Source organism: Cognaticolwellia mytili, from assembly GCF_002104475.1.
GTDB classification, from domain to species: Bacteria; Pseudomonadota; Gammaproteobacteria; order Enterobacterales; family Alteromonadaceae; genus Cognaticolwellia; species Cognaticolwellia mytili.
The window spans coordinates 773,977-798,358 of record NZ_NBOF01000001.1 but is presented as its reverse complement, the minus strand read 5'-3'; the positions used below and the strand labels follow the sequence as shown (position 1 = coordinate 798,358).

The 24,382-nt window shown below is 37.5% G+C and carries 18 protein-coding genes; 12 read left to right on the top strand and 6 right to left on the bottom strand.

Annotated features, from left to right (window positions below; genetic code table 11):
• Window position 1: 1 nt before the first annotated feature.
• From B7C41_RS03370 to B7C41_RS03360, 3 genes are all read right to left on the bottom strand, one after another.
• Window positions 2-2,422, bottom strand: coding sequence for an ABC transporter permease (locus B7C41_RS03370; protein WP_085297377.1), 2,421 nt, complete (start codon window positions 2,420-2,422; stop codon window positions 2-4).
• An 11-nt stretch (window positions 2,423-2,433) separates the two neighbouring features.
• Entirely contained in the window at window positions 2,434-3,147 is a 714-nt protein-coding gene (locus tag B7C41_RS03365) for an ABC transporter ATP-binding protein (protein WP_085297376.1), read from the bottom strand.
• 80 nt (window positions 3,148-3,227) lie between these two features.
• Entirely contained in the window at window positions 3,228-4,484 is a 1,257-nt protein-coding gene (locus B7C41_RS03360) for an efflux RND transporter periplasmic adaptor subunit (protein WP_085297375.1), read from the bottom strand.
• A gap of 534 nt (window positions 4,485-5,018) precedes the next feature.
• Here B7C41_RS03360 and B7C41_RS03355 point away from each other — a divergent pair.
• The gene (locus B7C41_RS03355; RefSeq protein ID WP_143764271.1) at window positions 5,019-6,023 is read left to right on the top strand and encodes a HEPN domain-containing protein; all 1,005 of its coding nucleotides are present in this window, start codon (window positions 5,019-5,021) and stop codon (window positions 6,021-6,023) included.
• A gap of 493 nt (window positions 6,024-6,516) precedes the next feature.
• Here B7C41_RS03355 and B7C41_RS03350 read toward each other — a convergent pair whose 3' ends face one another.
• Complete coding sequence (locus tag B7C41_RS03350; protein ID WP_085297373.1) at window positions 6,517-7,173, bottom strand: nitroreductase family protein; 657 nt, start codon at window positions 7,171-7,173, stop codon at window positions 6,517-6,519.
• A gap of 428 nt (window positions 7,174-7,601) precedes the next feature.
• Between B7C41_RS03350 and B7C41_RS03345 the strand changes: the two genes are divergently transcribed.
• The 5 genes from B7C41_RS03345 to tehB all read left to right on the top strand — a co-directional run bounded on the left by B7C41_RS03345 (window position 7,602) and on the right by tehB (window position 13,265).
• Window positions 7,602-8,204: a flavin reductase family protein gene (locus B7C41_RS03345; protein ID WP_085297372.1), complete on the top strand. Its 603-nt coding sequence runs from the start codon at window positions 7,602-7,604 to the stop codon at window positions 8,202-8,204.
• Window positions 8,205-8,383: 179 nt separating this feature from the next.
• The gene (locus B7C41_RS03340) at window positions 8,384-8,785 is read left to right on the top strand and encodes an NUDIX hydrolase (RefSeq protein WP_085297371.1); all 402 of its coding nucleotides are present in this window, start codon (window positions 8,384-8,386) and stop codon (window positions 8,783-8,785) included.
• Window positions 8,786-9,025: 240 nt separating this feature from the next.
• Window positions 9,026-11,269 carry a TonB-dependent siderophore receptor gene (locus B7C41_RS03335; RefSeq protein ID WP_235839586.1) on the top strand — a complete coding sequence of 748 codons (2,244 nt, stop codon included), beginning with the start codon at window positions 9,026-9,028 and terminating at the stop codon, window positions 11,267-11,269.
• Between the two features lie 71 nt (window positions 11,270-11,340).
• Window positions 11,341-12,543 carry a PepSY-associated TM helix domain-containing protein gene (locus B7C41_RS03330; RefSeq protein WP_085297369.1) on the top strand — a complete coding sequence of 401 codons (1,203 nt, stop codon included), beginning with the start codon at window positions 11,341-11,343 and terminating at the stop codon, window positions 12,541-12,543.
• 155 nt (window positions 12,544-12,698) lie between these two features.
• Window positions 12,699-13,265: a tellurite resistance methyltransferase TehB gene (tehB, locus tag B7C41_RS03325; RefSeq protein ID WP_085297368.1), complete on the top strand. Its 567-nt coding sequence runs from the start codon at window positions 12,699-12,701 to the stop codon at window positions 13,263-13,265.
• 110 nt (window positions 13,266-13,375) lie between these two features.
• Here the strand turns inward: tehB and B7C41_RS03320 are convergent, their stop codons facing one another.
• Both B7C41_RS03320 and B7C41_RS03315 read right to left on the bottom strand, forming a co-directional pair.
• The gene (locus B7C41_RS03320; protein WP_085297367.1) at window positions 13,376-15,478 is read right to left on the bottom strand and encodes a dipeptidyl-peptidase 3 family protein; all 2,103 of its coding nucleotides are present in this window, start codon (window positions 15,476-15,478) and stop codon (window positions 13,376-13,378) included.
• Window positions 15,479-15,688: 210 nt separating this feature from the next.
• Entirely contained in the window at window positions 15,689-16,330 is a 642-nt protein-coding gene (locus tag B7C41_RS03315; protein ID WP_085297366.1) for a pseudouridine synthase, read from the bottom strand.
• 269 nt (window positions 16,331-16,599) lie between these two features.
• Here B7C41_RS03315 and B7C41_RS03310 point away from each other — a divergent pair, with 269 nt between their 5' ends.
• The 6 genes from B7C41_RS03310 to B7C41_RS03285 all read left to right on the top strand — a co-directional run bounded on the left by B7C41_RS03310 (window position 16,600) and on the right by B7C41_RS03285 (window position 24,380).
• A complete protein-coding gene (locus B7C41_RS03310) occupies window positions 16,600-16,935 on the top strand; it encodes a hypothetical protein (protein WP_085297365.1) in 336 nt (111 codons plus the stop codon).
• The gene (locus tag B7C41_RS03305; protein WP_085297364.1) at window positions 16,925-17,200 is read left to right on the top strand and encodes a hypothetical protein; all 276 of its coding nucleotides are present in this window, start codon (window positions 16,925-16,927) and stop codon (window positions 17,198-17,200) included. The genes B7C41_RS03310 and B7C41_RS03305 overlap by 11 nt, the downstream gene beginning before the upstream one ends.
• Window positions 17,197-18,828, top strand: a complete 1,632-nt coding sequence (locus B7C41_RS03300; protein WP_085297363.1) for a PepSY-associated TM helix domain-containing protein — start codon at window positions 17,197-17,199, stop codon at window positions 18,826-18,828. The genes B7C41_RS03305 and B7C41_RS03300 overlap by 4 nt, the downstream gene beginning before the upstream one ends.
• A gap of 155 nt (window positions 18,829-18,983) precedes the next feature.
• Window positions 18,984-21,263, top strand: coding sequence for a TonB-dependent receptor (locus B7C41_RS03295; protein ID WP_085297362.1), 2,280 nt, complete (start codon window positions 18,984-18,986; stop codon window positions 21,261-21,263).
• Window positions 21,264-21,724: 461 nt separating this feature from the next.
• Window positions 21,725-22,336 (top strand): cold shock domain-containing protein, encoded by a 612-nt coding sequence (locus tag B7C41_RS03290; RefSeq protein WP_085297361.1) that lies wholly within the window; start codon window positions 21,725-21,727, stop codon window positions 22,334-22,336.
• Between the two features lie 250 nt (window positions 22,337-22,586).
• Entirely contained in the window at window positions 22,587-24,380 is a 1,794-nt protein-coding gene (locus B7C41_RS03285; RefSeq protein WP_085297360.1) for an anti-phage dCTP deaminase, read from the top strand.
• The last annotated feature ends 2 nt before the right edge of the window (window positions 24,381-24,382 follow it).

The window sequence follows — 24,382 nt, the reverse complement described above, 5'->3', positions numbered from 1 at the left end:
TTTATTGATAGTGTAATGCCTGACTTGGCTCTACTATCAGTGCTCTTTGTGTCGGCAAGTATGTTGCCAATAACACAACGCTACCTACAAGTATTGTCATCAATGTTGCAATAATAATTAATACTGAATGATCAGTACCAAACATTTGCGACATGCCAAAGCCCATAAAGCCACCAGCCAATAAACCAGGAATGCCTCCCCACAATAATAACTTAAGTCCAGCCAATAAGAATTCTTTTGTGATAAGTTGCTCATCTGCACCTAATGCGCGTTTTATCCCTATTTCATGTGTTCTTTGGTTAATAGTATTCGACATTACGCCATATATACCACTTGCCGCAAGTACAACAGCCGCTAGTGCAAATAATGCCGTCAAATTACTAATAAAGGTAATAGGCGCTGTAATACGTTCAACACTTTGCTGATAGGTTTCTATTTTAAAAGATGGTAATTCAGCATCGATACTTGCCATTGTTTTTCTTAATGTTTTAGTTGCTAATGCTTGACTAGCTGTCATTTTCATCGCGATGGTTAATTTGTTTCTAGGCGCTTGGGTAAACGGCCTATATACACTAGGGAAGTTCTGGGTTTCTCGTTCGCCATGTAAAGTTGTTTCAACAACACCGACAATAGTAAGCCAATCAATATTGTTATCACTGCTTACTGTGCGAACACGTTTCCCTATTGCAGAGGTTTCATTAAAGTATTTTATGGCAAAGCTTTCGGTAACAATAACTGATTTTTTATCTAAACCGTCATCGCCACTATTGAAATAGCGACCTTGCTTGAGTTCTACGCCTAATTTATCTAAGCTTCCTGGCATAACAGCAACGTAGTTCATCACTGGATAACTAAGAGCCGATTGTTCAGTGTATTCGAAACCATCAATCGCAAATGAAGTTTCATAACTAAAATTACCAGGCAGGGCAGATGCAATAATTACTTCGCCAATACCTGTACTATTTTCTATAAGTGATGTTAGCGTTTTAACAAACTGAACTTGCTCTTGCTCAGATGGGTATTTCGAATTTGGCAGTACCACACTGGCATTGAGAATGTTTTTTGTTTCTGCACCAATGTCCGCACGGCTTTGAGTGTATGAGGCAAATACCATCACGGCGGCAGCAATAAGCACGGTCATTGAAATGAATATTTCACTGATAACCAACATTTTATTTACGCGACCAGACTTTTTACTTAATGCACCGCGGGTTCCATCACGTAATACGGCATTAAAATCGCCGCCTGAATTCTTCCAAGCAGGTAGTAGGCCGGTTACAATGATGGTAGAAAAAACGATGATGAAAAAAAGCGTAATGGTGTAGCTGTCTAAGCCGAATTTCCACCAAAATGCCGGAGGATCAGTAAAGAATGTTGCTACAATTGTTTCTGTTACTTCTAAGCCCCAAGCCATCACTAATAGACCAATAATTCCGCCTAAACTACAAATAATAATGCTCTCCCATAGCATTTGGCTAATTAGTCGTGAGCGCGGAGCACCAAGTGCAACCCTTATTGCTGTTTCTTTACTGCGCTCTACCGCACGAGACAATAGCAAATTTCCGACATTAATCGATGCTAAAATAAGGATTAATATAGCAACGATATGCATCGTGTATATCACTGGTTGACCATCGCTGGCACCTGAACCGGGAATAGAAACCGCGTATGCACTAAGGCCATTATTGGTTTCAGGATACTGCTGTTTGATACGTTGCATCACAAGATTTAACTGACCGTCAATATCGGCTATTGAATTGCCATCAACAATATGCGCTAAACCATGTACTGAATTGGCATCTTTTCGTGATATTTGCGCAACATTTTCTGTATTGGGTAGCCAAAGTTGGGCAATGTTTGGGAAGAAGTAATCTTCTGGCATAACGCCAATAACACGGTAGTTTTCGCCATTTAAACGCATTAGTTTATCGATAACGTTATCATTACCGGCAAATTGGTTTTGCCAAATATCATAACCTATGACCACGACCTTTTCGGCGCCTGCATTACTTTCAGCTTGATTATAAGAGCGACCAAGTAATGGCTTGACGCGTGTTAAAGCAAACATGTTTGGCTCAGAAATAATGGCTGGGAATCTTCTAGCACCATCTTTAGATGACACGATAACATCGGTATTGTAATAGCTACTAAATTCAGACAAGCCGTTAACGTTGTTTTTGATCTCATTAAAGTCGTGCAGTGATAATTTTTCGTTATCATGTGTACCGTTTACCGAGGCATTTATCACGACTAATGACGCACCGTCTTCAAAGGGGAGATCTTTATATAAAATAGTATTAAAGAATGAAAACATGTAAACGCTGACCCCTATACCTACGGCCATAACTAATGTGGTTAGTACGGTAAAGGCTGGCTTTTTTGACAATAATCTAAAGGCGTAGTTTATATCTTGAATGATCATGGTTATGCCCCCTATGCTGCTTCAACGCTATTTTTACTGGTACTTTTGTCTGAAACTATTTGCCCATCGAGGATGTCAATATTTCTATCAGCTCGTTCAGCCGATCTAGGGTCATGCGTCACCATACAGATGGTGGCGCCTTCAGCATGTAAAGATGCTAACAATGCCATAACTGCTTGAGCATTTTCTGAATCTAAGTTCCCCGTTGGTTCATCGGCTAGTATTATTGAAGGATCACCTGCAATAGCACGTGCAACAGCAACACGTTGTTGTTGGCCGCCTGATAATTGTGAAGGGAAATGCTTAGCTCTATGGGCCATATTGACTTTCTCTAAGGCGTTTTTAACCATCTCCTTACGTTGTACTTTTGTTAGATCGTGACGATAGGTGAGTGGTAGCTCAACGTTTTCCTCTACGTCTAAATCACTGATCAAATTAAAAGACTGAAAAATAAAGCCAATTTCTTTATTACGAATATGTGCACGTTGTTTTTTTGAGATAGAAGAAACATCATGTGTTGATAAAATATACTGGCCAGATGTGGAAGTGTCTAATAAACCAAGTAGCGATAATAATGTTGACTTGCCACAACCAGAAGGACCCGATATTGAAACATATTCACCTTTGTTAATGGTCAGTGATATATTACTTAAGGCATGTGTTTCCACCTCATCAGTAAAAAATATTTTTTTAATATTATCTAATTTTATTAATGTGTTAGTCATAATTTATTCCTTCGATGAACCATTAAATACTGTCTGTTTACGCTGCGAACTTCAAATTTTTTATTTGAGTAGTTGTTAAATTAGTTTATTCGGACTTTTTGATAGCTTTCCCATGTACTCGGGTCTGAAACAATAATCTTATCCCCGACTGACAAGCCTTCTAAAATTTGTATTTTATTTACTGAACCTTTACCTAGCTTCACTGGGATCCTTTGTGCGAAACTACCATCAGTCGACATTTTATATAGCGGCGCGACACTTTGACTTTGTGCAAATAAAGGCCGGTTAACAAAAAGAGTATTCGATATTTCAGTAATTTTAATTTCGCCATCAACAGTCAAATCAGGGCGTGCATCGCGAGGTAGTGTTTCGCTAAAGCTGACATCTACTTGTACATTACCGTTAACAACAGCGGGATCGATTCTAGTCACGATCCCCTGAATTTTATTATTACGAGTGTCGATAACAACACGTTGATCAATAGCTACATCTTGAATATGTAACTCTGGAATTTGTAGCTCAGCAATCAGCGAGTTTTGTGCTGCAAGCTTTGCAATATTAGCGCCCATACTAATACGTTGGCCAGCCTCAATAGGCACATCTTGTACTACGCTGTCTATGCTGGCGTACACCGTCAAGCTATTAACTTGTTGCTGGGCGCGTTCTAAGGTTTTTGACATTTTTTTGATACGAGCGGTGAGGGCATTATGTTGTGCTTGTGTATTCTCTAGCATCGAGTTTAATACGTCTTGTTGAATTTCCCAACGCTGCTTTAACTGAATAGTTTCAAGTCGAGTTTGTTCAAAATCAATTTTAGAAACAGCGCCCGTACCTTGCGTAAATAGCTCATTGTGGGCCTCTTGCTTTAATTTGCTGCTTTCATAATTTAGCTTAGCATTTATCATTAACGACTTTTGCAGCAACAAGGCTGTTTTTTGCGCAACCTTTTCAGCTTTGCTTTCAGCAACTTGTGCCTCTAGCTCCCATTTGGTTTCTTCTAATAATTGTTGCAGGCGTGGATTACTAAGTTCAGCAATTAAATCGCCTTTTTTTACTAACTTACCTGGCTTTACAATAATACGATCAACGCGTGCATCAACATTTGCCGACAACCACTGAATATTTTCTGGTACCAGTATGCCACTACCTCGCACTGAAACGGTGAAGTCGCCACGTTTAACTTCGTCAATAATAACGATACTCTTACTAATAGCAAAACCGGCTTGAGTGAATGTAAATAAATACTTTATGACAAATATTGATATCACCAAAACGGGTAACAAATACCAATAACGTTTCAAGATAGTGTTACTTGGCTTTTTAATTGTAATATCCAATAGGGCTTCCCGTTACATGAGTAGTATATATTTGTAGAGGCTATTGCAGATGATGTGCCAAGTAGAAAAGTCATTGATTTATATGTTAATTACTGAAGTTTTAGCCTGTTTCTCTTTAAGCATCCCATTTTTGGGAAAGCGAAAAAAAATGATCTTCCCATCAATGGGACAATTTATATGCTTAATTGTTGTAGAGGAGGTATGTGACTACACATAATTATTGAGGTTAATCATCATTGATGATTGTTAGTTTTTAAAGGAATACCGCCAAGATAATATTTTTGAAACGACGACTTTACAGTCATAATATCTGAGACTCAATCAGTAATATTTAGGAACACTTTGTGCGCTAAGTGGAAGCTGGCAACTCGTTAATTCTGAGGTCCGCTTCAAGTTCATTGATGCCATTGCTGTTTTAATAATTAAGGGCAACTGTAGCGGTTAGGAGTCATTTCTGTAATGTGATAGGGCCTTGGAAGAGACAGTGCAGTGCACTACAATATTTGAAGTTGACATAAAGTTGGATTTAATTGCATGGAGAATATTATGGTACGCAAGGATCAGCAATATACACTAGTCGTTCCATTTCAAATAATGCTGGGCGATAAGCTGAGTAATGTAGACCGTGATGGGGTCGAATTGAACTTACCTAGTGGTCGAACTATAAAGCTTAGAAATTATGGCAATTCTTGTGACATCACAACGAGCGGCTTTGAATCAGTTCAGGTAGCTGAAAAGCATTTCAACTCTGTTCTGCTCTATATCTATTGGCTATCTCTGACTACAAATTTTAAAGTTTCAATTAATAAAAGTTTTCAAAAGCCATATTACCCAAAAGACCCAGAAAAAGCCTATGAAAACCACTTTCTAAGAAAGGGTGGCCGAATAGATGCCATGGTCTGTAATTTGGAACCGTATGCTATAGAGACAGGGTCCAAAGTATCAATGATGCACGGACATCCTGCTAATATTACGCTTGGGCACGGTACTGAAAAGATGTTCAAAGCATTAAACGAGCTCGACTTGGGTGAATCGGAAACTCTGATTTGTTCAGATGAGAAGTTGATGCTTGCACTAGAGTTATATAATAATCTTACTGAAGAAAAGACCTTAGCATCCAAATTTCTGCAAATGAACTCTGTCGTTGAATCTTTACTTGAGCCGAAGGGGAAACCTGAGCAGATACTAAAAATAATTAAAAATTTCGATGGTCAAATCGATGAAGCTATCGAATCGGCTAAGAATGATCATAAAGGTATTGAGCAACTTAAGGGATTTAAGCAAGGGTTGGGGAGCATGAGGAAGGAGTCTATCAGAAGTAGCTTAGCAGCTTTAACGGAACAAGCATTCGATATTTTGGGTAAGTCGGATGGCGATCAATATGGAATAAAATGCAAAAAAGCATATGATGTTCGGAGTCACTTGGTTCACAATGGGTCTGTAGATCAAAGTAAACTTAGTGTCGCGTATAACGATTTAAAAGAGGTTGTTGAATCAATTTTGAGAGCTAAAGTTTTACATTATTCCAAGTTCAATTAGGGCACATGAATAAAAGCCTGACTTCATAAATACTTACTATCCTTATTGAATTCGGCGAGAGTAGTAGTCCACCAATATTTACTATGTGTTAATGCCTAAAATTCAGTTCGACTTTAATTAGCGGCCTCTATTGAATGTAAGTTCAACCGATCAACGCAGCGCATTGAAGTCATACCTAAACCTTTAGCGAATGACAGCGATGGTGGCTAAGCGGACTATTTATTGCTGTGAATTCAAGGCGAAATTAGGTTTCGAATGTGGCAACAGTGCCCATAAAAGATCAATCTCATTTGGTGCGTGCTAGTCTCAAACATTATGCGCAGTCACAGATATTTGAGAAGATAGGTTTGAAGAATAAGTTGAAACTAATAGGATGATACTTTTAATAAATGGCCGGGGTCATGTTTAAACTTGCAGAGCTAAAAAACACCTTAACGTACTTACTTATTACAAAGTGAGTACGTTAAGCGTATATAGCGATAACTGCAGTAGTTTATAAAACTTGGATTACTTGCTCGGCTGGCAGGCGAGATTTAGGTAGTTTAGCGTTATAGTCTTCAGTTTTGTCGTGGTAGCCAAGTACCAGAGCAACATCACATACATAACCATCAAGTTCTTCTGCAAAAATTTCACCGATAAGTTCAGCATCAACGCCTTCCATAGGAGTCGAATCAATACCTAAGCGCGCTGCTGAATGCATTGTGTTGCCTAAAGCGATGTATGTTTGTGCTCTAGTCCATGCGGCGTTATTGCCATCTTCGCCAGTATTTAAGTCAACAAAAGCGTAACCACCAAAGGCTTGTTCACGATTCTCTTGTTGTGTACGACCATTCTTAATATCAGCATCAATCACTTGTCCGTAACTTTCACGGGTATATTTAGGGTTATGTGCAAATAAAACAGTGTGCGAAGCAGCTTTAATATGTGGCTGATTAAATTGGAATTTATTCGCAAAAGTATCGTGCATACGCTGTTTCGCTGCGTCGGACTCTATCACGATAAACTTCCAAGGTTGCGAGTTAATCGACGATGGAGAAAGGCGCATTGCTTCATAAATTACTGCTAAGTTTTTTTGAGAGATACGTTTAGTAGCATCGTAACGTTTGGCCGTGTGGCGTGTTTCTAAATCATTAATAATTGGGTGTGTCATAATTCTATCCGTTAAATTGGTGTTTTCAACAATGATGATTATTTTGAGTCAATTTTCGTAGAAACCAACCCTTCTAAAAATACTTGTTGTAAATTAAAAGTTAGTAAACTTTGTTATATTCAGTTTCAACAATGTAAACATAATGCGTAGTTTACTCATTCTGATACATCATAAAGTTATAAATTGTAATGATGCTTGCTTGATAGGTATTTTATGACAATATTACGACGACAATAAACAGCAGTTGCTTTGAATCATTATCAAATATTTTTAGATAATGATAGCTTACTCCGTTTCATTAACCGCAATAAATTTTTATATTTATTATACGATACATATACTTATGCTATATTCCTAATATATTGTTCGTACGATGTTATCGGCAGAACTTATACCAATTGGTATTAGCAAGATTAAATGGAAAGTTCATGATTTTTGATGTTTCAGCACTAGAAAACCAAAGTAAATATCGTCTACTCAATGGTGGTATTACACCTAGGCCTATTGCATGGATCAGTACCCGTTCAAAAAAGGGAGTTGATAACTTAGCGCCTTATTCCTTTTTCACCGTGGCGAGTTGTAATCCTCCTGTACTGCTTTACACCCAAGTAACACCAAGAAGTGGACTTGATAAAGACACCCTAAAAAACTTAGTTGAAACGGGGGAATGTGTCGTCAATATAGTAAACACTGATTTGTTAGAGAAGATGAACATAACCAGTGCAAACCTTCAAATTGATGAAAGTGAATTTGATTTTGCTAACGTTGAAGGTTGTGCAAGTCATAAAGTAACGCCAAAATCCGTTAACGGCTCTCCCATTCGTTACGAATGTACTTTAAGAGAAGTAATACCGGTTAGTAACTTACCAACAGGCGGCACCATTGTGCTTTTAGATGTGAATTATATTTACGTACGTAATGATTTAGTTGAAAATGACAATATTAATCAACAGTTGATTGATTCTGTTGGTAAAATGGGTGGTGACCACTTTAGCTTAACCTCAAAGACTGTTGAGCTTAATCGCCCTTAAATAACCTGCTGTTATTGACTGAACACTGCTAATAGCGTTTAAACTTGCAGTGGTGATTGCCTCAACAGTTTACCTTCATCAATCAGTAAGAGTTAAAGATAAAAACAGCACTACATAACTTGTTAGAAATATTGTAAAGCAATAAATAATAAAAAACAGTTGAACAAAAAGGAACATTTGTGAGTAAAGAAATTGATAAATTGGCATGGTTATATATTCGAGACGGCAAACTCTTAAGTGCTCGCTCGAAAAATAAAACGCTTTTCTATATCCCTGGTGGTAAGCGCGAATTAGGTGAGTCAGATGAACAAGCACTAGTGCGTGAAATTAAAGAAGAGATTTCTGTCGATTTGATCCCTAGTACCATCAAATATGCAGGGACATTTAGCGCACCAGCAGATGGCAAAAGTATTGATACCATTGTTAAGTTAACCTGTTATTTTGCCGAGTTTAAAGGAGAGCTTTGCTCTGACGCCGAAATAGAAGAAATTGATTTTATAAGTTATGAAAATAGAGCGCTTTGTTCTCTTGGTTCTATTAAAGTGATGGGCTGGCTAAAAAGTCAGAACTTAATATGCTAGAGGAAGAGCTTATTTTAATTGCAATAATTGCTGGAAAGCTAATACAGTTCGCTACTTCATAGTTAATCCATGTGACTAGTATTGACTAACTTCTCTATAAAAATCATTTACTAAGTTCACGTTCTTTTAGCTGGTTTATCCTTCACGCAAATAAGCCAGTATTGCAAATGAGAATAAGTTGCATTAAGATGTGCGCAAATTTTAATGACAATAATTCTCATTATCAATCTAAGGAAAGTCGTGAACGTTAAATCAGTAAATTTACTCTATAAAAAGTCTTTATTAGTCTTAGCTATTTCATCAAGTCTTGCCACTCCTGTTTTTGCACAAAATAGTGTAACAAAAGAAAATGCTGAAGAAGAAATAGAGGTTATCACGGTCAAAGGGCGAGCAGCGCAATTTTATTTTGTTGACGAAGCAACTATGGCAACAAAAACACCGACTCGCTACATGGATTTACCACAATCAGTGCAAGTATTAAGCAATGAACTCATGCTTGATCAGGCTGTTAGGCAAACAACAGATCTTTATCGTTCAATTTCAGGGGTCACGCAGTTTAGTTATTCTGGCATTAATGCCCGTGGTTTCCGCCAAGATCAAGTGAGATATGATGGCGTTCAAGGTGACCCTTATTCTGGTTTTTCTATTCCGCAGTTATTCAATATCGAACGTGTAGAAGTGTTAAAAGGTCCTACAGGCATGCTTTACGGAGCTGGACAGCCTGGTGGATTACTTAATTATGTAACTAAAAAACCTAAATTCGAACAAGCGACAGAGTTTGCCGTATTTACGGGCAACGACAGTTTGTTCGGCGCTAGTGCAGAAACCACAGGCGTGCTTAATAAAGATGAAACTCTTGCGTATCGTGTTGGGGGGTTTCATCAAAGTAAAGACGGCTTCCGCAATAACGCCGATGAAAAAAACACATTACTTTCTGCTGGTTTAACTTGGTTACCTAATGATAAAACTGAATTAGTTTTTCAATATGATTATATCGATCAAGACTTAGGTGCGCATCGTTTACGTGGCGTGCCCGTTGATGATAACGGAAATTTTTTAACTGATATTAGCTACAACGCAAATGAAAAGTCAGACTTTCAACGCCTAGAAGCGGATGTTTTTCAAGTTACGTCGAATATAGAATTGGCGGATAACTTCACTAATACCACAGTGATAAGAACATTAAGCAATGAGCGTGATCAGCAGTATCATGAAAATGCGGGTTTAGTCGGTGATCTTGACCCGGCAGTCAAAGCCGCGTCTTTACCATTGTTAACCGCATTAGGATTTCCTGCGCAAGACACTGCAATGCTGCGCCAATTCCGTGATCAAAAACGTAAAAATGACGAATGGAGTATCACCACAGACTTCGTCTATGAAGCAACACTTTCAGGCTTAGAGCATACCTTATTATTTGGTGCTGATTATGCTGAAGTCGAAACTGAATTTCATAACAAATTTAGCGACTTAACAAGAACAACAAATGCAAATAATTTTGCAGATCCAAGACAAATATTTGATGCTTCTATTCATGTGCAAACTATAGACATTCTAAACCCAGTTTATGGGGTTTCTGATAGCAGTACATACAAAATATTTGACCGTGGTATTACTGAAACGAAGAGCACACGTTTAGGTGTTTACGTGCAAGACCAAATTAGAATTAATGAACAATGGATCGCTATTGCGGGTGCACGTTTTGATCGCTTTGAAGACGAAGACGTTACCAACAATCAAAAAGTGGATGATGATAAAATTAGTCCACGACTTGGCGCCATTTATCAACCGAATGAAAACATGTCGATATTTGCCAATAGAGCAGAAGGCTTCAACCCGCAAAGGTTATCGAGTCAACCAGATATTGGGGAAATTTTTGATCCAGAAACTAGTATACAGCATGAAATTGGCATTAAAAATATTTGGTTAGATGGCAGTATCACGACAACTTTTGCCACTTACCACATCGTAAAAGAAGACGTTAAAGTTGCTAACCCTAGCTTTATAGAAGGTAGTGATCGTCCGGCACAAGTTCAAATTGGTGAAGTTACCAGTAAAGGCATCGAAATTGACGTTGTAGGTGATATCACCGAGCAATGGACAGCTATGATTAACTACGCATATAACGATGCAACGATTACAGGCGGCAATCCTGATGATATTAGAAATTCAATTGGTGATGAATTTGCCAATGCGCCAGACCATACCTTAGGACTATGGACACGTTACGAATTACCAAGCCTAAATTCTTCTTTTGCTATCGGTTTTGATTTTGTTGATGATCGTTTAAGTTTAGATGGTCAAAAAGTGAAGTCTTATACAACTTGGGATGCAAGCTGGCAAACACGAATTGATGATTTCCATGTTCAGCTGAACTTAAAAAACATCTTCGATAAAGAATATGCAACCAGTGGTTTTAATAAGCGCAACGGTCATTTTCCGGGTGAGCCACGCAGCATTTTATTACAAGTAAGTTATTCCTTGTAATTTCTTACCGCTAAATTAACAACAGGCCTCAATGAGTTGAGGCCTTTTCACTTTCTTTAAAACGATAAGTTATGAATAAACAACAGTGGTATGCTTGGCACAGTGTCGCCGGTATTAAGTTATCAATTTTAATTTGTTTTATATTGATCACGGGCACCTTAGCTGTGGTATCGCATGAGCTTGACTGGGCAACGAATCAAGCCAAACGCGTGTTTCCTACTGTAGAATCATCAAAAATTAACTGGTCACTGGTTTATCAATCAGCCCGCCAACGCCAAACTGACCATGTTATTACGACCATTAATGCCCCCATCGATAATTGGTTTGCTGTTGAAGTCATACGTATCAATGACGATGAACAACGTTACCGGCAATTTTTCCATCCAGAAACCGGAGAATATCAAGGAGAAGGGCGCTGGTATAACTGGCAACGTTTTTTCCGTATGACTCACCGACACCTTATGATGCCGACCATTATTGGTACAACCATTGTTTGTATTGTGGGGCTGTTGATGTTTTTTTCATTAATATCAGGCTTCTTTCTGATCCCTAAATGGTGGAAAAAGTTTTTTGTAAAACCAAGAACTGGCAATAGCAAAACATTTTGGAACGACTGCCATCGCTTATTTGGTTTATGGTCAAGTTGGCTTCTGCTTGTTGTTTGTTTAACTGGAGTTTGGTATTTAGTTGAAATTTGGGGATTAAATGCTAGCTTTCCAGAACAAGTTGACACTATAACAACAGAAAACCAGCCTATTGTTATACCAAGTCAACAGGTATTTAATACTATGGTTACGAGTGTAGCTCGCCACCATGACATGGCAATAAAACAAATTATTTTACCCAGTAAGCGCCGCAATGCGGTTATCATACAAGGGCAAAACGATACAATGCTTGTACGTGACCGAGCAAATAACCTTGTATTTAATCCCGTTAATGGTGAAGTGTTATCAAAACGCTTTGCACAAGATCAATCTATCCATATACGTATATCCGAAGCCGCAGACCCGTTACATTTTGGCGTTTTCTACGGTATTTCTACAAAAATACTGTACTTTTTTTTCGGTATTGTACTCAGTGCTTTAGCGGTATCTGGTACATATTTATATGGTTTAAGACATGCTAAATTACACCGAGAAGAACTACGGCGTATTAAAAAAAGTTGGCAAGCGGCATACAAAGGCATGTCATTTGGGAAGTGGTTATCGATATTATTGATACTGATTTCAATCGTGATAACCATTATCCTGTTTAACCATTTTGCTTTGATTTAATGGTTATTGGCCCAATCTTAATAGATGTCTTAAAAAACATAGTTTGCTAAGTTAATACTTAGCTTCAAATAGTAAGTGCTGTTGATATGGGTCAAGTTGAATCTATAAGTTAGTAGTAAGATAATCACCCATATTTCAAAACCTAAGTAGTTACCATGATAGTTGATCTAAATAGTCGTTACGGCTTAAATCCAGCCCACAGTGAAGTTGTTGAAGCGTGCAAAGTTATTCAGCCGTGTACCACCCTAGATATGGGCTGTTCAAATGGACGTAATGCACTATATCTTGGCCAACATGGGTTTAACGTTACCGGTATAGACGCTAACCCCGGTGCCATTGATGTGCTACAAAGCATTATTAATGACGAGGCACTGAGTAATATTAAGGCGCAAGTATACGATATTAACAATGCCAATCTTAGCGATAACTATGGCTTTATTTCGTGTACTGTTACATTAATGTTTATCGACCCATCTCGTATTGATGCGGTTATTGCTGATATGCAAAACGCTACTTTAGCGGGCGGTTATAACCTCATCGTTTGCGCCATGAATACCGAAGAACATCCATGCCCAGCGCCGTTCCCGTTTACCTTAAAAGCAGGGCAGTTGAGTGAAGCTTATCAAGGTTGGGAAATGATTAAATACAATGAAGATGTCGGCACTATGCACAATGGCGCAAAATTACAGTTTGCTACCATGTTGGCGAGAAAGCCTAGCTAATAGCACCAAAGCTAAAATATAAAATTAAGAAAATAAAAAGGCGTGAGTTATTTACAGAATATCTCACGCCTTTATTATAAAGCTCAAAAACTAGATGAGTTTAATTGCTATTAATTTATTGCAGGCAATAAACCATAATCCTTTGAATACTCTAGCATTTGCTCTTGAAAATTATCCGGGTAACTGATGGTAACATCAATTATTTTTCCATCAGCTTTACCATTTTCATAAACCGCTTCAAGTTTTGGATTAATGAAACCTGAAAATGGCGCAAGATTTAACTTTTCAAATCGATTAAGCACTTCTTGATGTAACTTAACATCAACTTTAACGGCATAATTTTCGATTAACGCTTGGCCGGCAGCAAAATCACCTTCTGATTTGATACGTTGTAATTCACGTAATAATTCACCAAATAAAGTCCGTAACCTATTATAATCATTTATAACAAAATAAGTTTTCCCGTCACGTACTCTTTTTTCAATAACATTATCTTTGGCGCCTTTTTCAAAAGCCCAACTTGCGACTAATTGACGATTGCGCATATGCGCTTCTTCAATTTGTTCACCCATTTTAAGGCGATTCAATTGCACCATCAATCCGTTACGAATATAACTGTCATAACTGGCTTTGCCAACTTCAATGCTTGGCATAATGCCCATATCAACTAACTTGTTATCCAAAAGATAATAGAGACCAACCAAATCAGCACGGCCTTCTTCAAGTGCAGAAGCATATTGCTTTAACGTTTCTTTTGGCGTACCTACACCAGCATTAATTTGCCCTGAAGCATGTCCTATCACTTCATGTAAATCCGTGTGTAAATGAGAAGCTAACGGACCAAACTCTTTCGCTCGATTAAGCTCTGCTTCATCCCAAACAAACTCAGATAAAGAGCCACCTTTAACATGGTCATACGCATCAACAATATTAGTCAAGCTTACCGATTTTGAGCCATGCTCAGCGCGTATCCAGTTAGCATTAGGTAAGTTGATACCAATAGGGGTTGATGGTGACGCATCACCTGACTCAATCACCACGGTAATTGCTTTACCTGTTATACCTTTAACTTCTTTCTTTTTATGCGACTCAATAAGTGGCGAGTTATCTTCAAACCATTGCGCTTGATCAGCAATAGCTGAAATAACTTTTGTTGCGTGATGATCTTTTACTGACACCACAGATTCAAATGAACCACGATAGCCTAAAGGATCGTCATAAACTTCAATAAAGCCATTAACAACGTCAACGTCTGAATTAATATCTTTAACCCAGGCAATTGAGTATTCATCAAAGTCTTTCAAATCACCAGAGCGGAAATATTTTGCTAATAAAGTTAATGCCTTCTTTTGCTGTTCATTTTCAGCAACGGTGGCTGCTTTATCTAACCAATGTACAATCTCGCTGATAGACTTGTCGTACATACCGCCAACTTTCCATACTTGTTCAACAAGTTGGCCATCTTTTTTGACTAGTTTTGAGTTTAATCCCCATGAAACAGGGCGTTTATCATCTGCATTTTTTTTATTTTTATAAAAATCAATAACTTCTTCTTCAGTCACGTCTTCATAGTAGTTAACCGATGATGCCACAACGTTATCAATGTTAGCTGATTGGTCAACCATTTTTCTGGCAATGTTGCTATCAAACAAAATAGTTGTTAATTGCGTCACTAATTGCTCAGCGGTTTGATTTTCAGCTAAGGGTAAGTTGCCTTTATCTGCAACATTCGTGACATAGTCGTTAAAAGATTTCGCTAAAAACTCAGGCATAATTTTACCTGACATATAATGATGGTGAATACCGTTAGAAAACCAAACTCGCTTGGTGTACTCATTGAATTTTTTAAATTCTTCAGTACTTCTATCACCTGAATAATCACGTATAACCGCTTCAAGTGTTTGACGAATAGTTAAGTTGAACTTGTAGTTTTGATCCCAAGTAATATCACGGCCAGAAAGGGCCGCTTTATATAAGTAAAACAACAGCTCTTTGGTCTCTAATGGTAAATCTTCAAAACCAGGCACTTGGTAACGTAAAACGCGAATATCAGCAAAGCGCTCTGCTTGCCATTTAAATGAAGTTGCTTCAGAGGTTGAAGACGCTGAACTTTCATGGCTTACTTGTGGAGTTTCTACTTTAGCTTCTTGCTCAGAACATGCTGAGAAAATAAATACAGCGCTTAAAGCAACTGCAATTTTGGTTAATTTCATTTTTAATATTCCAGATTTCCTTAGAGGGACTTCTAAGGTTTTTTTATTAGTTTCTTATTAATACTCTGAGTGCAGTACTAAATTAACGGTAAAAGGTTAACAGCTTATCTCAGTGATGTGTAGAGGCAGAGAAATCAGCATTGGGCAGGCCTAGCGTATGTTTCATTTAAAATAATGAGTATATTTAGCTGAGTACCAGTTCAACTCTGTTTAACTTTGATCATTACTATTAAGTGCAGCGTCTAAACTAGGTAGCGTAATAACGTCACCAGCAATTAAGCTATCGATATGAATGTCGCCAATGCGAACTCTTACCAGCCTTAATGTCGCAAATCCGACAGCAGCGGTCATTTTTCTTATCTGACGATTTTTTCCTTCACAAAGTGTGATGGAAACCCAGCTAGTAGGCCCGTGCTTTGGATCACGAATTTTACGACCACGAGAGGGCAGTTCAGGCTCTTCGTCCAGCTTGAACGCTTTACAAGGCAGAGTTTGATATTTAGTGCCTTTGATACCAATATCAACACCATTTTTTAGTTTTAACATTGCCTCTTCAGTGATCTCGCCATCAACTTGCGCGTAGTATTCTTTTTCTATGCCTTTATCTCTGACTTTGTAGCTCATCATACCGTCTGTTGTCAGTAATAATAAGCCTTCGGAGTCGTGATCTAATCGGCCAATCGCCATCGTTTTATCAGGAAAGTTGAATAGCTCGCCTAGTAGATGTTTCTTCTTTCGTGATTCCGGTACAAATTGGCTTAAAAAACCATAGGGCTTAAATATTTTGAAATGCTGATGATTTTGGCTCGGCTCAATGAGCGCTGCTAAACTGTTTTGACTAGTAATGGGCATTAAACATAGCTTGAACGTAAGTCTGGATGGTAGCGCATTATACAGCGAAAGGTAGTATGGGCAAGGTGCGCGGTCTCTGTAGGAGGGGGGTGATCGAGTAATATAGATATACTAAGTTTTGATTCCGTGAATATCTAATGAACCTACATTTTAAGATATTTTTTTACCTATTAATGCAAATGATAGTGCTTATCGTTAACATTAACACTTCTCTTTGTTGAGAGGATCTATTAACATTCCGTTATTATTTATTTTACAAAATATATTTCATGAGTTTTTTGATTAATATTGCTGCACTTTGTTTATGTTGGTTCGGTAGTGCCAGTGCATATGCCTCATCTGAACGACAAATGGTTTTGTCGAAACCAATTTCTAAAAATGTTGGCTGGTCATTATTCTGTATCAGTATGATTGCTGCATTTATATTGTTGCTAAACCTGCATCATTGGTTATCAGCCATGTTGATTCTTATCGTAATGGTCATGTTGGTTTGGATTTTACTTTCCTTGGCTATGCCATATTTCCCACACCAAAGAAAAACGCTAATTTTCGGCACGGTTATGACTTTAATCACGGCGCTGATCGGAGGTTTTTATGTGGTTTGAATCATTATGGTCGAAAACTTTTATAGGTCTGTTTCTTGGATTTTTTCTGAGTATGAGCCTGTTCATGAATATTGGCTTTATCGTTCCGCTAGCAAAGGATGTTTTTTTGTTTATCGCAGTCATCGGTGGATTTACGGTATGGAGTGCACTGATTAGCTGGTTTTATTGTGTTCAATCAATTAAAAGGCCGGCCTTGATTTGTCTGGCTAGTTTTTTAGTTACGGCGTTGATTAATGCTTGGTTTTATATTCAGGAGGGCGTATGAAGTCTGAAACATTGAAGAATGCGCTAAATGCCCATGGTTGGGTAGGTTTAATTATTTCATTACCACTCTTTATCGTATTTTGGGCTGGTGCAATCACTTTTTTTCAACCGGAGTTAGAGCAATGGGCTACGTTGCCTTATTACAATATTGATACCGAAGCGAAAACACGTGGTGATTTTATTGATTACAATAACTTGGTTGAAGAGCAAATAAAAATTCATGGTGTTTTGCCCGGCGAACGAATTTCATTGCTTTTTCCAAATGAAAAATCACCTTTTTTGAAGATGTATTTTCCTGTACCTGTAGTATCTGAAAAGCAGTTTGAAAAAGAAAATATTGTAGAGCAACCAATTGAAGCCAAGAAAGTAAAAAAGAAATATCTTGGCCTCCTGATTGACCCATACAGTGGTGAAGTATTCACTGAGCATAGCCCGTTTGAATTTGCTCATTTTTTGTATGAATTACATTACAACCTGCAGCTGCCACAGGGTTTGTATATTGTTGGTATTATTACTTTATTTTTTTTCGTGATCACCATTACTGGTGTTGTTGTTCAGCTTAAGAAAATAGTTAAAAACTTTTTCTTGTATCGAAAAGATCAAACAACACGCTCACAAATGACTGATATGCACAATGTGATTGGCGTGATAAGCCTGCCATATGCCATCATGTATGCGCTTTCAGGCGTTATATTAAATTTACTGATTTTGGTGCAAATACCTAGTGTATTAGTACTTTACAAAGGCGATTTAAATGGCGTGACCCAAGATGCGGGCTTTTATACCCATAAAAGTGAAGCTAGCGATGAATCAATAAAAATGCCTGATCTTAAAGCCTTTGCTGATAGCCTTTCACAAAAACACCAAGCCGACATTACCCAGCTTAATATTTATGCCTATGGTGACAAAAATGCCGTATTGCAATTTAGGGGATTCTATAACAACGGCTTTCATAAATCGTTTTCACGCTTCTATCAAGTATCGACAAATAGCTATCCCGAAAGTATGAATCTACCTGAAGATAATGTTTTCGCAGAAGGTTTGCAAATGCTGTATTCCATGCACTTTGCCAACTATGCCGGTACAGATATGCGTTTGATTTATTTTGTATTGGCCATCGCATTTTGCTCCATGATAATCGCCGGTAATGTTTTATGGGTAGTTAAGCGTCAAAAGAAAAATGAATACCCAAAAACGCTTGCCTTTACTCGTGGCGCAACGCTTGGTGGCTGTATTGGCGTAATAACCGCAACATCTATTTGTTTTTTTCTAGAGCGAAGCTTGCCTGAGGCACTAAATGAAAGAGAGCACGTTATTGAATATGCTTTTGGCATAATACTTTTGCTATCGACTATTGCAGGTTTTTTCGTTAATAAATTACGTCCTTTCATTGGCTATAACTTGATAGCAAGTGGCGCTTTTCTGTGCGCCACCGTTGTTTTTGAGTGGTCTGTATTTGGTCAGAAAATGGCGTTGATGATAGGAAATGGTTATTGGATGGTTGGTTGTGTAAGTGCAGGAATGGCTTTGATTGCCGTGCTGCTTTTATGGATAGGGTTTAAAACCCTGAAATATGTCAAATCTGAAGAACTCACCATAATCGATAAAACAGATAAGGCACTGGCCTAAGGTTATTTTTAGCGGCGGTGGCTAACCGTCGCTATAGATAGTTGTGCCTGAGTAGATAAGTGGTCATATCACATTTCACTTAAATAACAGTTACGTACCTAGATAAATAATTAGAATTAACTTTAATAAACATAAAAACTTAAGAGAAAATAATAATGAAGATTTTTGCTAAAAGTGGCTTGGCAATTGCCGTAAGCCTTGCGTGTTTTTCTGCTTCAGCAGAGCAAATGAGTGCAGATGATAACGAGGTAGAGCGTATTGTTGTTACAGGACAAAAAATTGCCAATACACTGCAAGAAACCAAAGAAAGTGTTGTTGTTTTCACTGAAGAATTACTTGAAGAGCGCAACTTAGATAATTTAACTGATGTTTTCTTACAAACGCCAGGGGTTAGCGGCAGCCAGTTTGGTTTTCGTATTCGAGGTGTCAGAAATAGCGATGGTGCTTCACTGCCAAACCGTGGCGATTTAGCCTCGGTTGTTGTTGATGGCGTAACGCTGTCTGGTTGGGTAAAGAGTGAAGCCGCAGGGCAACTTTGGGATGTAAACCAAGTTGAAATACTTCGTGGTCCTCAGTCAACTAACCTTGGGCGTAATGCGCTAGCTGGTGCTGTAGTAATTAATACCGCAGATCCAACATTTGAAAATGAAGGAAAAATTCGACTTGGTTTTGGCGAATATGACAGACAAGAAATCAAAGGTGTTGCTAACTTCAACATAGTTGACGATGTTTCGGCAATACGTTTTGCCGTAGAGCAAAATAAGTCTGATGGTTATGTTAACAATATTACCCGCGATGAAGATGATTATGGTCATGCCAATAGCAATGTTTACCGCGTGAAATGGTTGTATCAACCAGGAGATAACTTTAAAGCTGTTTTCTCTTATCAACGTATTGAAAGTGAATACGGTAGCTCACGTACTTTTTTGCTTGATGGTTACAACAAAGAAGACCGTGTTACCACAGCAGATGCTGATGCAATTTTTGACACTGACGCCGATTTATTCTCACTAAATATTGACTATGATATTAATGACAATTGGTCACTAAAAAGTATATCTGCTTACCAAAGTGGTGAGCGGGTTCGATTTAATGATTCAGACCAAACCTTGCGAACGGTAGAAGATGGTGGCGGAATCGTTAACCGACAAAGCGAAGATAATAATTGGTCGCAAGAATTTCGCTTTAATTATGAAGGCGAGGGCATACGTGGTAGTTCAGGTTTGTATTTCTCAGGCATTGAAGCAAAACGTAACCAAACGAATACCATCAACTTTAACTTACCTGTTTTATTTGACGGATTTATACCGGGGTTAGGTGCTGTGCTAACAACAACAGCAGTATTACCTGTTGCACTTTACGAACCTTTTTTCCCAACAGTTAATTACGGAAAGACTAACGTAGATACATCAACTTGGGCAATATTTTCTGAATGGGAATTTGACTTAAGCGAACAATGGATACTAAATGCGGGTCTTCGTTACGATAACGAAAAGCAAGAATATTTAACCGCTTCAAGTACTGACAGCACTTATACACTGCCACAAATGGGTGGCCCATTTGGCAGCATCGACTTAGGTGGCGGCACGACCATTGATCAGGTCATATTTTTAATTAACTCTCAGTTAACAGGATTAGTTAACGAAGTACCAGAAACAAATAAAAGTGAAGATTTCAGTAATTTACTTCCTCACGCAGGCATAACGTATAAATGGAACGATGATGTATCAACCAGCTTTTTTGTTAAGAAAAGCTACCGTTCTGGCGGCTCAGAGCTGACATTATTAAATGGTATCAATAACTTCGATGCAGAAGAACTATGGAACTATGAAGCATCACTTCGTGCTGTTGTTTTAGAGGGTAAAGGTGTATTTAACGCCAATGTTTACTACAGCGATTGGACTGATCAGCAAGTTGCTATTAGAGAGCCAGGCACAACGAATGATTCGTTTACGATGACAGTGAATGCCGGAGAGTCTACTTTATCAGGCGCTGAAGTTAGTTTTAGTTATGAAATAAATGACAATTTTGATTTATACACTGGGTTCGCTATTTCTCGTACTGAATACGATAACTTTGTATCGCCAGATGGTTCGCAAGACTTTAGCGGCAGTGATTTTAGATTTGCTCCTGAAGAAACTGGTGTTGTTGGGCTAAGTTATGCAAACGATGATGGTTTTTTTGGTAATGTAAATGTTACGTACACAGGCGCTTCATACTCTAATGTAGAAAACACACGTGAAATGGATAGCTACACTTTAGTAAACCTAAACGGCGGCTATGAACTCGACCAAATGAAATTAGAAGTTTACGTTCGAAACTTAACTGACGAGTTATATGATTTAAACAACAATATTACCTCATCAGATGGTACGGCAGGTGTAAGACTTGGCGCACCAAGAGAAGCCGGGGCTAGAATTACCTACTCATTTTAATCTCTTAGTATAGTTTCTTATCGTAGTTTTAACCCTGCTAAGTATTTAGCAGGGTTAATGTAAGCATTAAACGAAACTTACCAATGTTTTCACAAGCCAATCATAAAGCCGATCAACAAGCTTAAATAAGCCAGTTCCTTCTAAGTGTTACTAATCGAGTTAATTGAGAGTTATGTATGGTAACTTTTTGGTGTGCCAAAAGTATTTGAGATAGGTGCAAACAGAACAATATGCACTCCATCACAACAGGTCTTTTCATATTCAATGGGTCATAACGCTATAAACCCAATAGAAATGAACCTACCTAATTCAATTGGTTTAACTAATGTGGTTTAAAGCATGATACAAAACAAACTTTCATAAATTAACCTTATTTCAACGCTACCTAAGTAACTGTTATTATGAAATATTAGGTTAGTATATTAATATGTAATTTAAATGACACTTGCAATGGAACTGTGATGCATAAAGGACAACTAAAAAACTGGATAGATGGTAAAGGCTTTGGCTTCATTGAATCGAGTGAGCTTAATCAAGATATCTTTATTCATATCTCTGCCTTAAGAACCATGAGTCGAAAGCCTAAAGTAGGTGATTTCATCTATTTTGAGGTGGAAAAGCAGGGCAATGGTAAATCTAGAGCCATTAACTGCCGCATTGAAGGGGTTGCTGTTAAACCAGAAAAACATAAATCTCGCCATAAGCCAAGAATAGATAGAAACACTTCAGCGCCTAAAAATAAATTTGTTTTACTGATTATGATCATAGGTATTGGAGCTTTTAGTTATCAACGCCTAGGTTTATCGCCAACAAGGACACCAATTCAGCAAACACCCAGCATAACAGTACCTAACACTATACCGAGTGAACCGTTATCAAATCGTGCTTTTTCGGATACAAATGCAGATATTGATACAAATTCTCAGTTCTCGTGTGATGGCAGACAATATTGTAGCCAAATGACATCTCGCGCAGAAGCCGTGTATTTTATTAATCATTGTCCAAATACAAAAATGGATGGCGATAGAGATGGTATTCCTTGTGAAAATGACACAAGATTTCGAAAACAATGATATTTATCAAACAAAAATACAATTAATAACTTCTGCCTATTGAAGTGGCTTTTATTTAGGAACATACTTAACAATTGATAAGTATAGACTTTTTTATTTGTATGCTAATTTATAATCCCTCAACAGTTTATTAAACTTGGTTGTTTCAAATTACAGGGCAATCGAAGTAGTAAATATTTCCAAACAAGAAATCATATAAACATGCGTTGTTCAAAATGCAGTTTGATAAAATTAAGGCATTAAAAAGTATATGGAAAATACAAATTTGATCTCAAATTTATTAGGCGAACGTAGTAACTTCATACTAATTGGCTTAACCGGTCGTACTGGCTCTGGCTGCACTACAACAGCTAACTTATTAAGTGATGAGTTACAGTCCCCTACAGTTAATGAGGTTAACTATAACAATCAAACGTACTTTACGGGTATGGACACTAAACGCTATGAGATTGTTAGAAAGTATGCTGTTGAAAACAATGAACCTTTCAAAATAATAAAAATCAGTGAACTTATTAGTGCTCAAATTTTAAACCTTGAAGTAGATGATTTTAAAAATTTTATTAAGTCGGTAATTAATAAAGATTTACATCAGAAATTAGACGCAGTATTGAAGAAGTCTGAATTCACAAAAAGTCAGAAAGCCTTTAAAAATCTATCGAAAGAGTGTGATTTCTTTGTACATGGTACAAGTACTCTAGATCATGATCTAAAAGACTTAGATATATCGAAATGGTTTGGAGTGATTAAAACATTTACTTTGAAATTAAAAGAAGTGTTAAAGTCAGACTTAGCTAATAGCTACGTTCCTATCTATCAAGGTGTAGGGGACTCCATACGTAGAACAACCAAAATTATTCCTAATTATCGGGAGCAGCCATTTGAACCACAGGGCTTGTTTTCATTACCTAGAATGGTCAACAGACTCGTTAAGTTTTATCGTTATAAAGACAAAAAAGATAATAAAAAAACCTATATCGCGGTTGATACGATTCGTAACCCATACGAAGCAAAATATTTCAAAGATCGTTATGCTGCGTTTTATCTTGTTTCTATTAATGCACCAACCGATGATCGGAAGAAATATTTACAAGATAAGTATAAATTCACCGTTGATCAAATAAATGAAATTGATAAGCATGAGTCAGGTAAGTTTCCTGATGACAAAAATGAGTATAAATGTGGTGCATGTGAACAAGAAATTAAAGCTAAATCAGCATACGATAAATACGATGAACTTATTATTTCCAATGTAAAAAAATGTATTGAGATATCTGATATTCATATATTTAATCCAAGAAATGAAGCACAAAATCATAATGTTTTAAAATCTCAATTAGCTTGGTATTTAAGCTTAATCAAACATCCAGGACTAGTAACGCCGACCCCCCAAGAGCGTGTTATGCAAATAGCTTTTACTGCCAAAATGAATTCGGGTTGTATTTCAAGACAAGTAGGTGCGGTCGTAACCGATGTTCATTATTCAATAAAATCAGTTGGTTGGAATGATGTAGCCAAGGGCCAAGTTCCTTGTAATTTACGCTCTTTGGAAGACTTGGAAAATTTTTCTAGTGACACTACATACAGTAAATATGAGCGAAATAATGAAAAATTCAGGAAGCAAGCTGCAACAGAATTAATCAAAATTAAAGATCTAGGAAAGAAGGGACGTAATTTGGCATATTGTTTTAAATCAATTCAAAACACAATTGATAATGAAAAAAATCAAGTACACACCCGCTCATTACATGCAGAAGAAAATGCATTTTTACAATTAGCTAAATATGGTGGTGTTGGTATAGAGGGCGGAAAGCTATTTACAACTGCTAGTCCTTGTGAATTATGTGCTAAAAAAGCATATCAACTAGGAATTAAAGAAATTGTGTATATTGACCCATACCCAGGTTTAGCTATTGAGCACATTATCTCTATAGGTGTAAATCCTCCTAAATTAATTCAATTTAGAGGGGCTGTTGGTAAAGCATATCATCAGTTATATGAACCTTTAATGCCTTATAAAGACGAACTAGATTATTTATCAAGCTAACA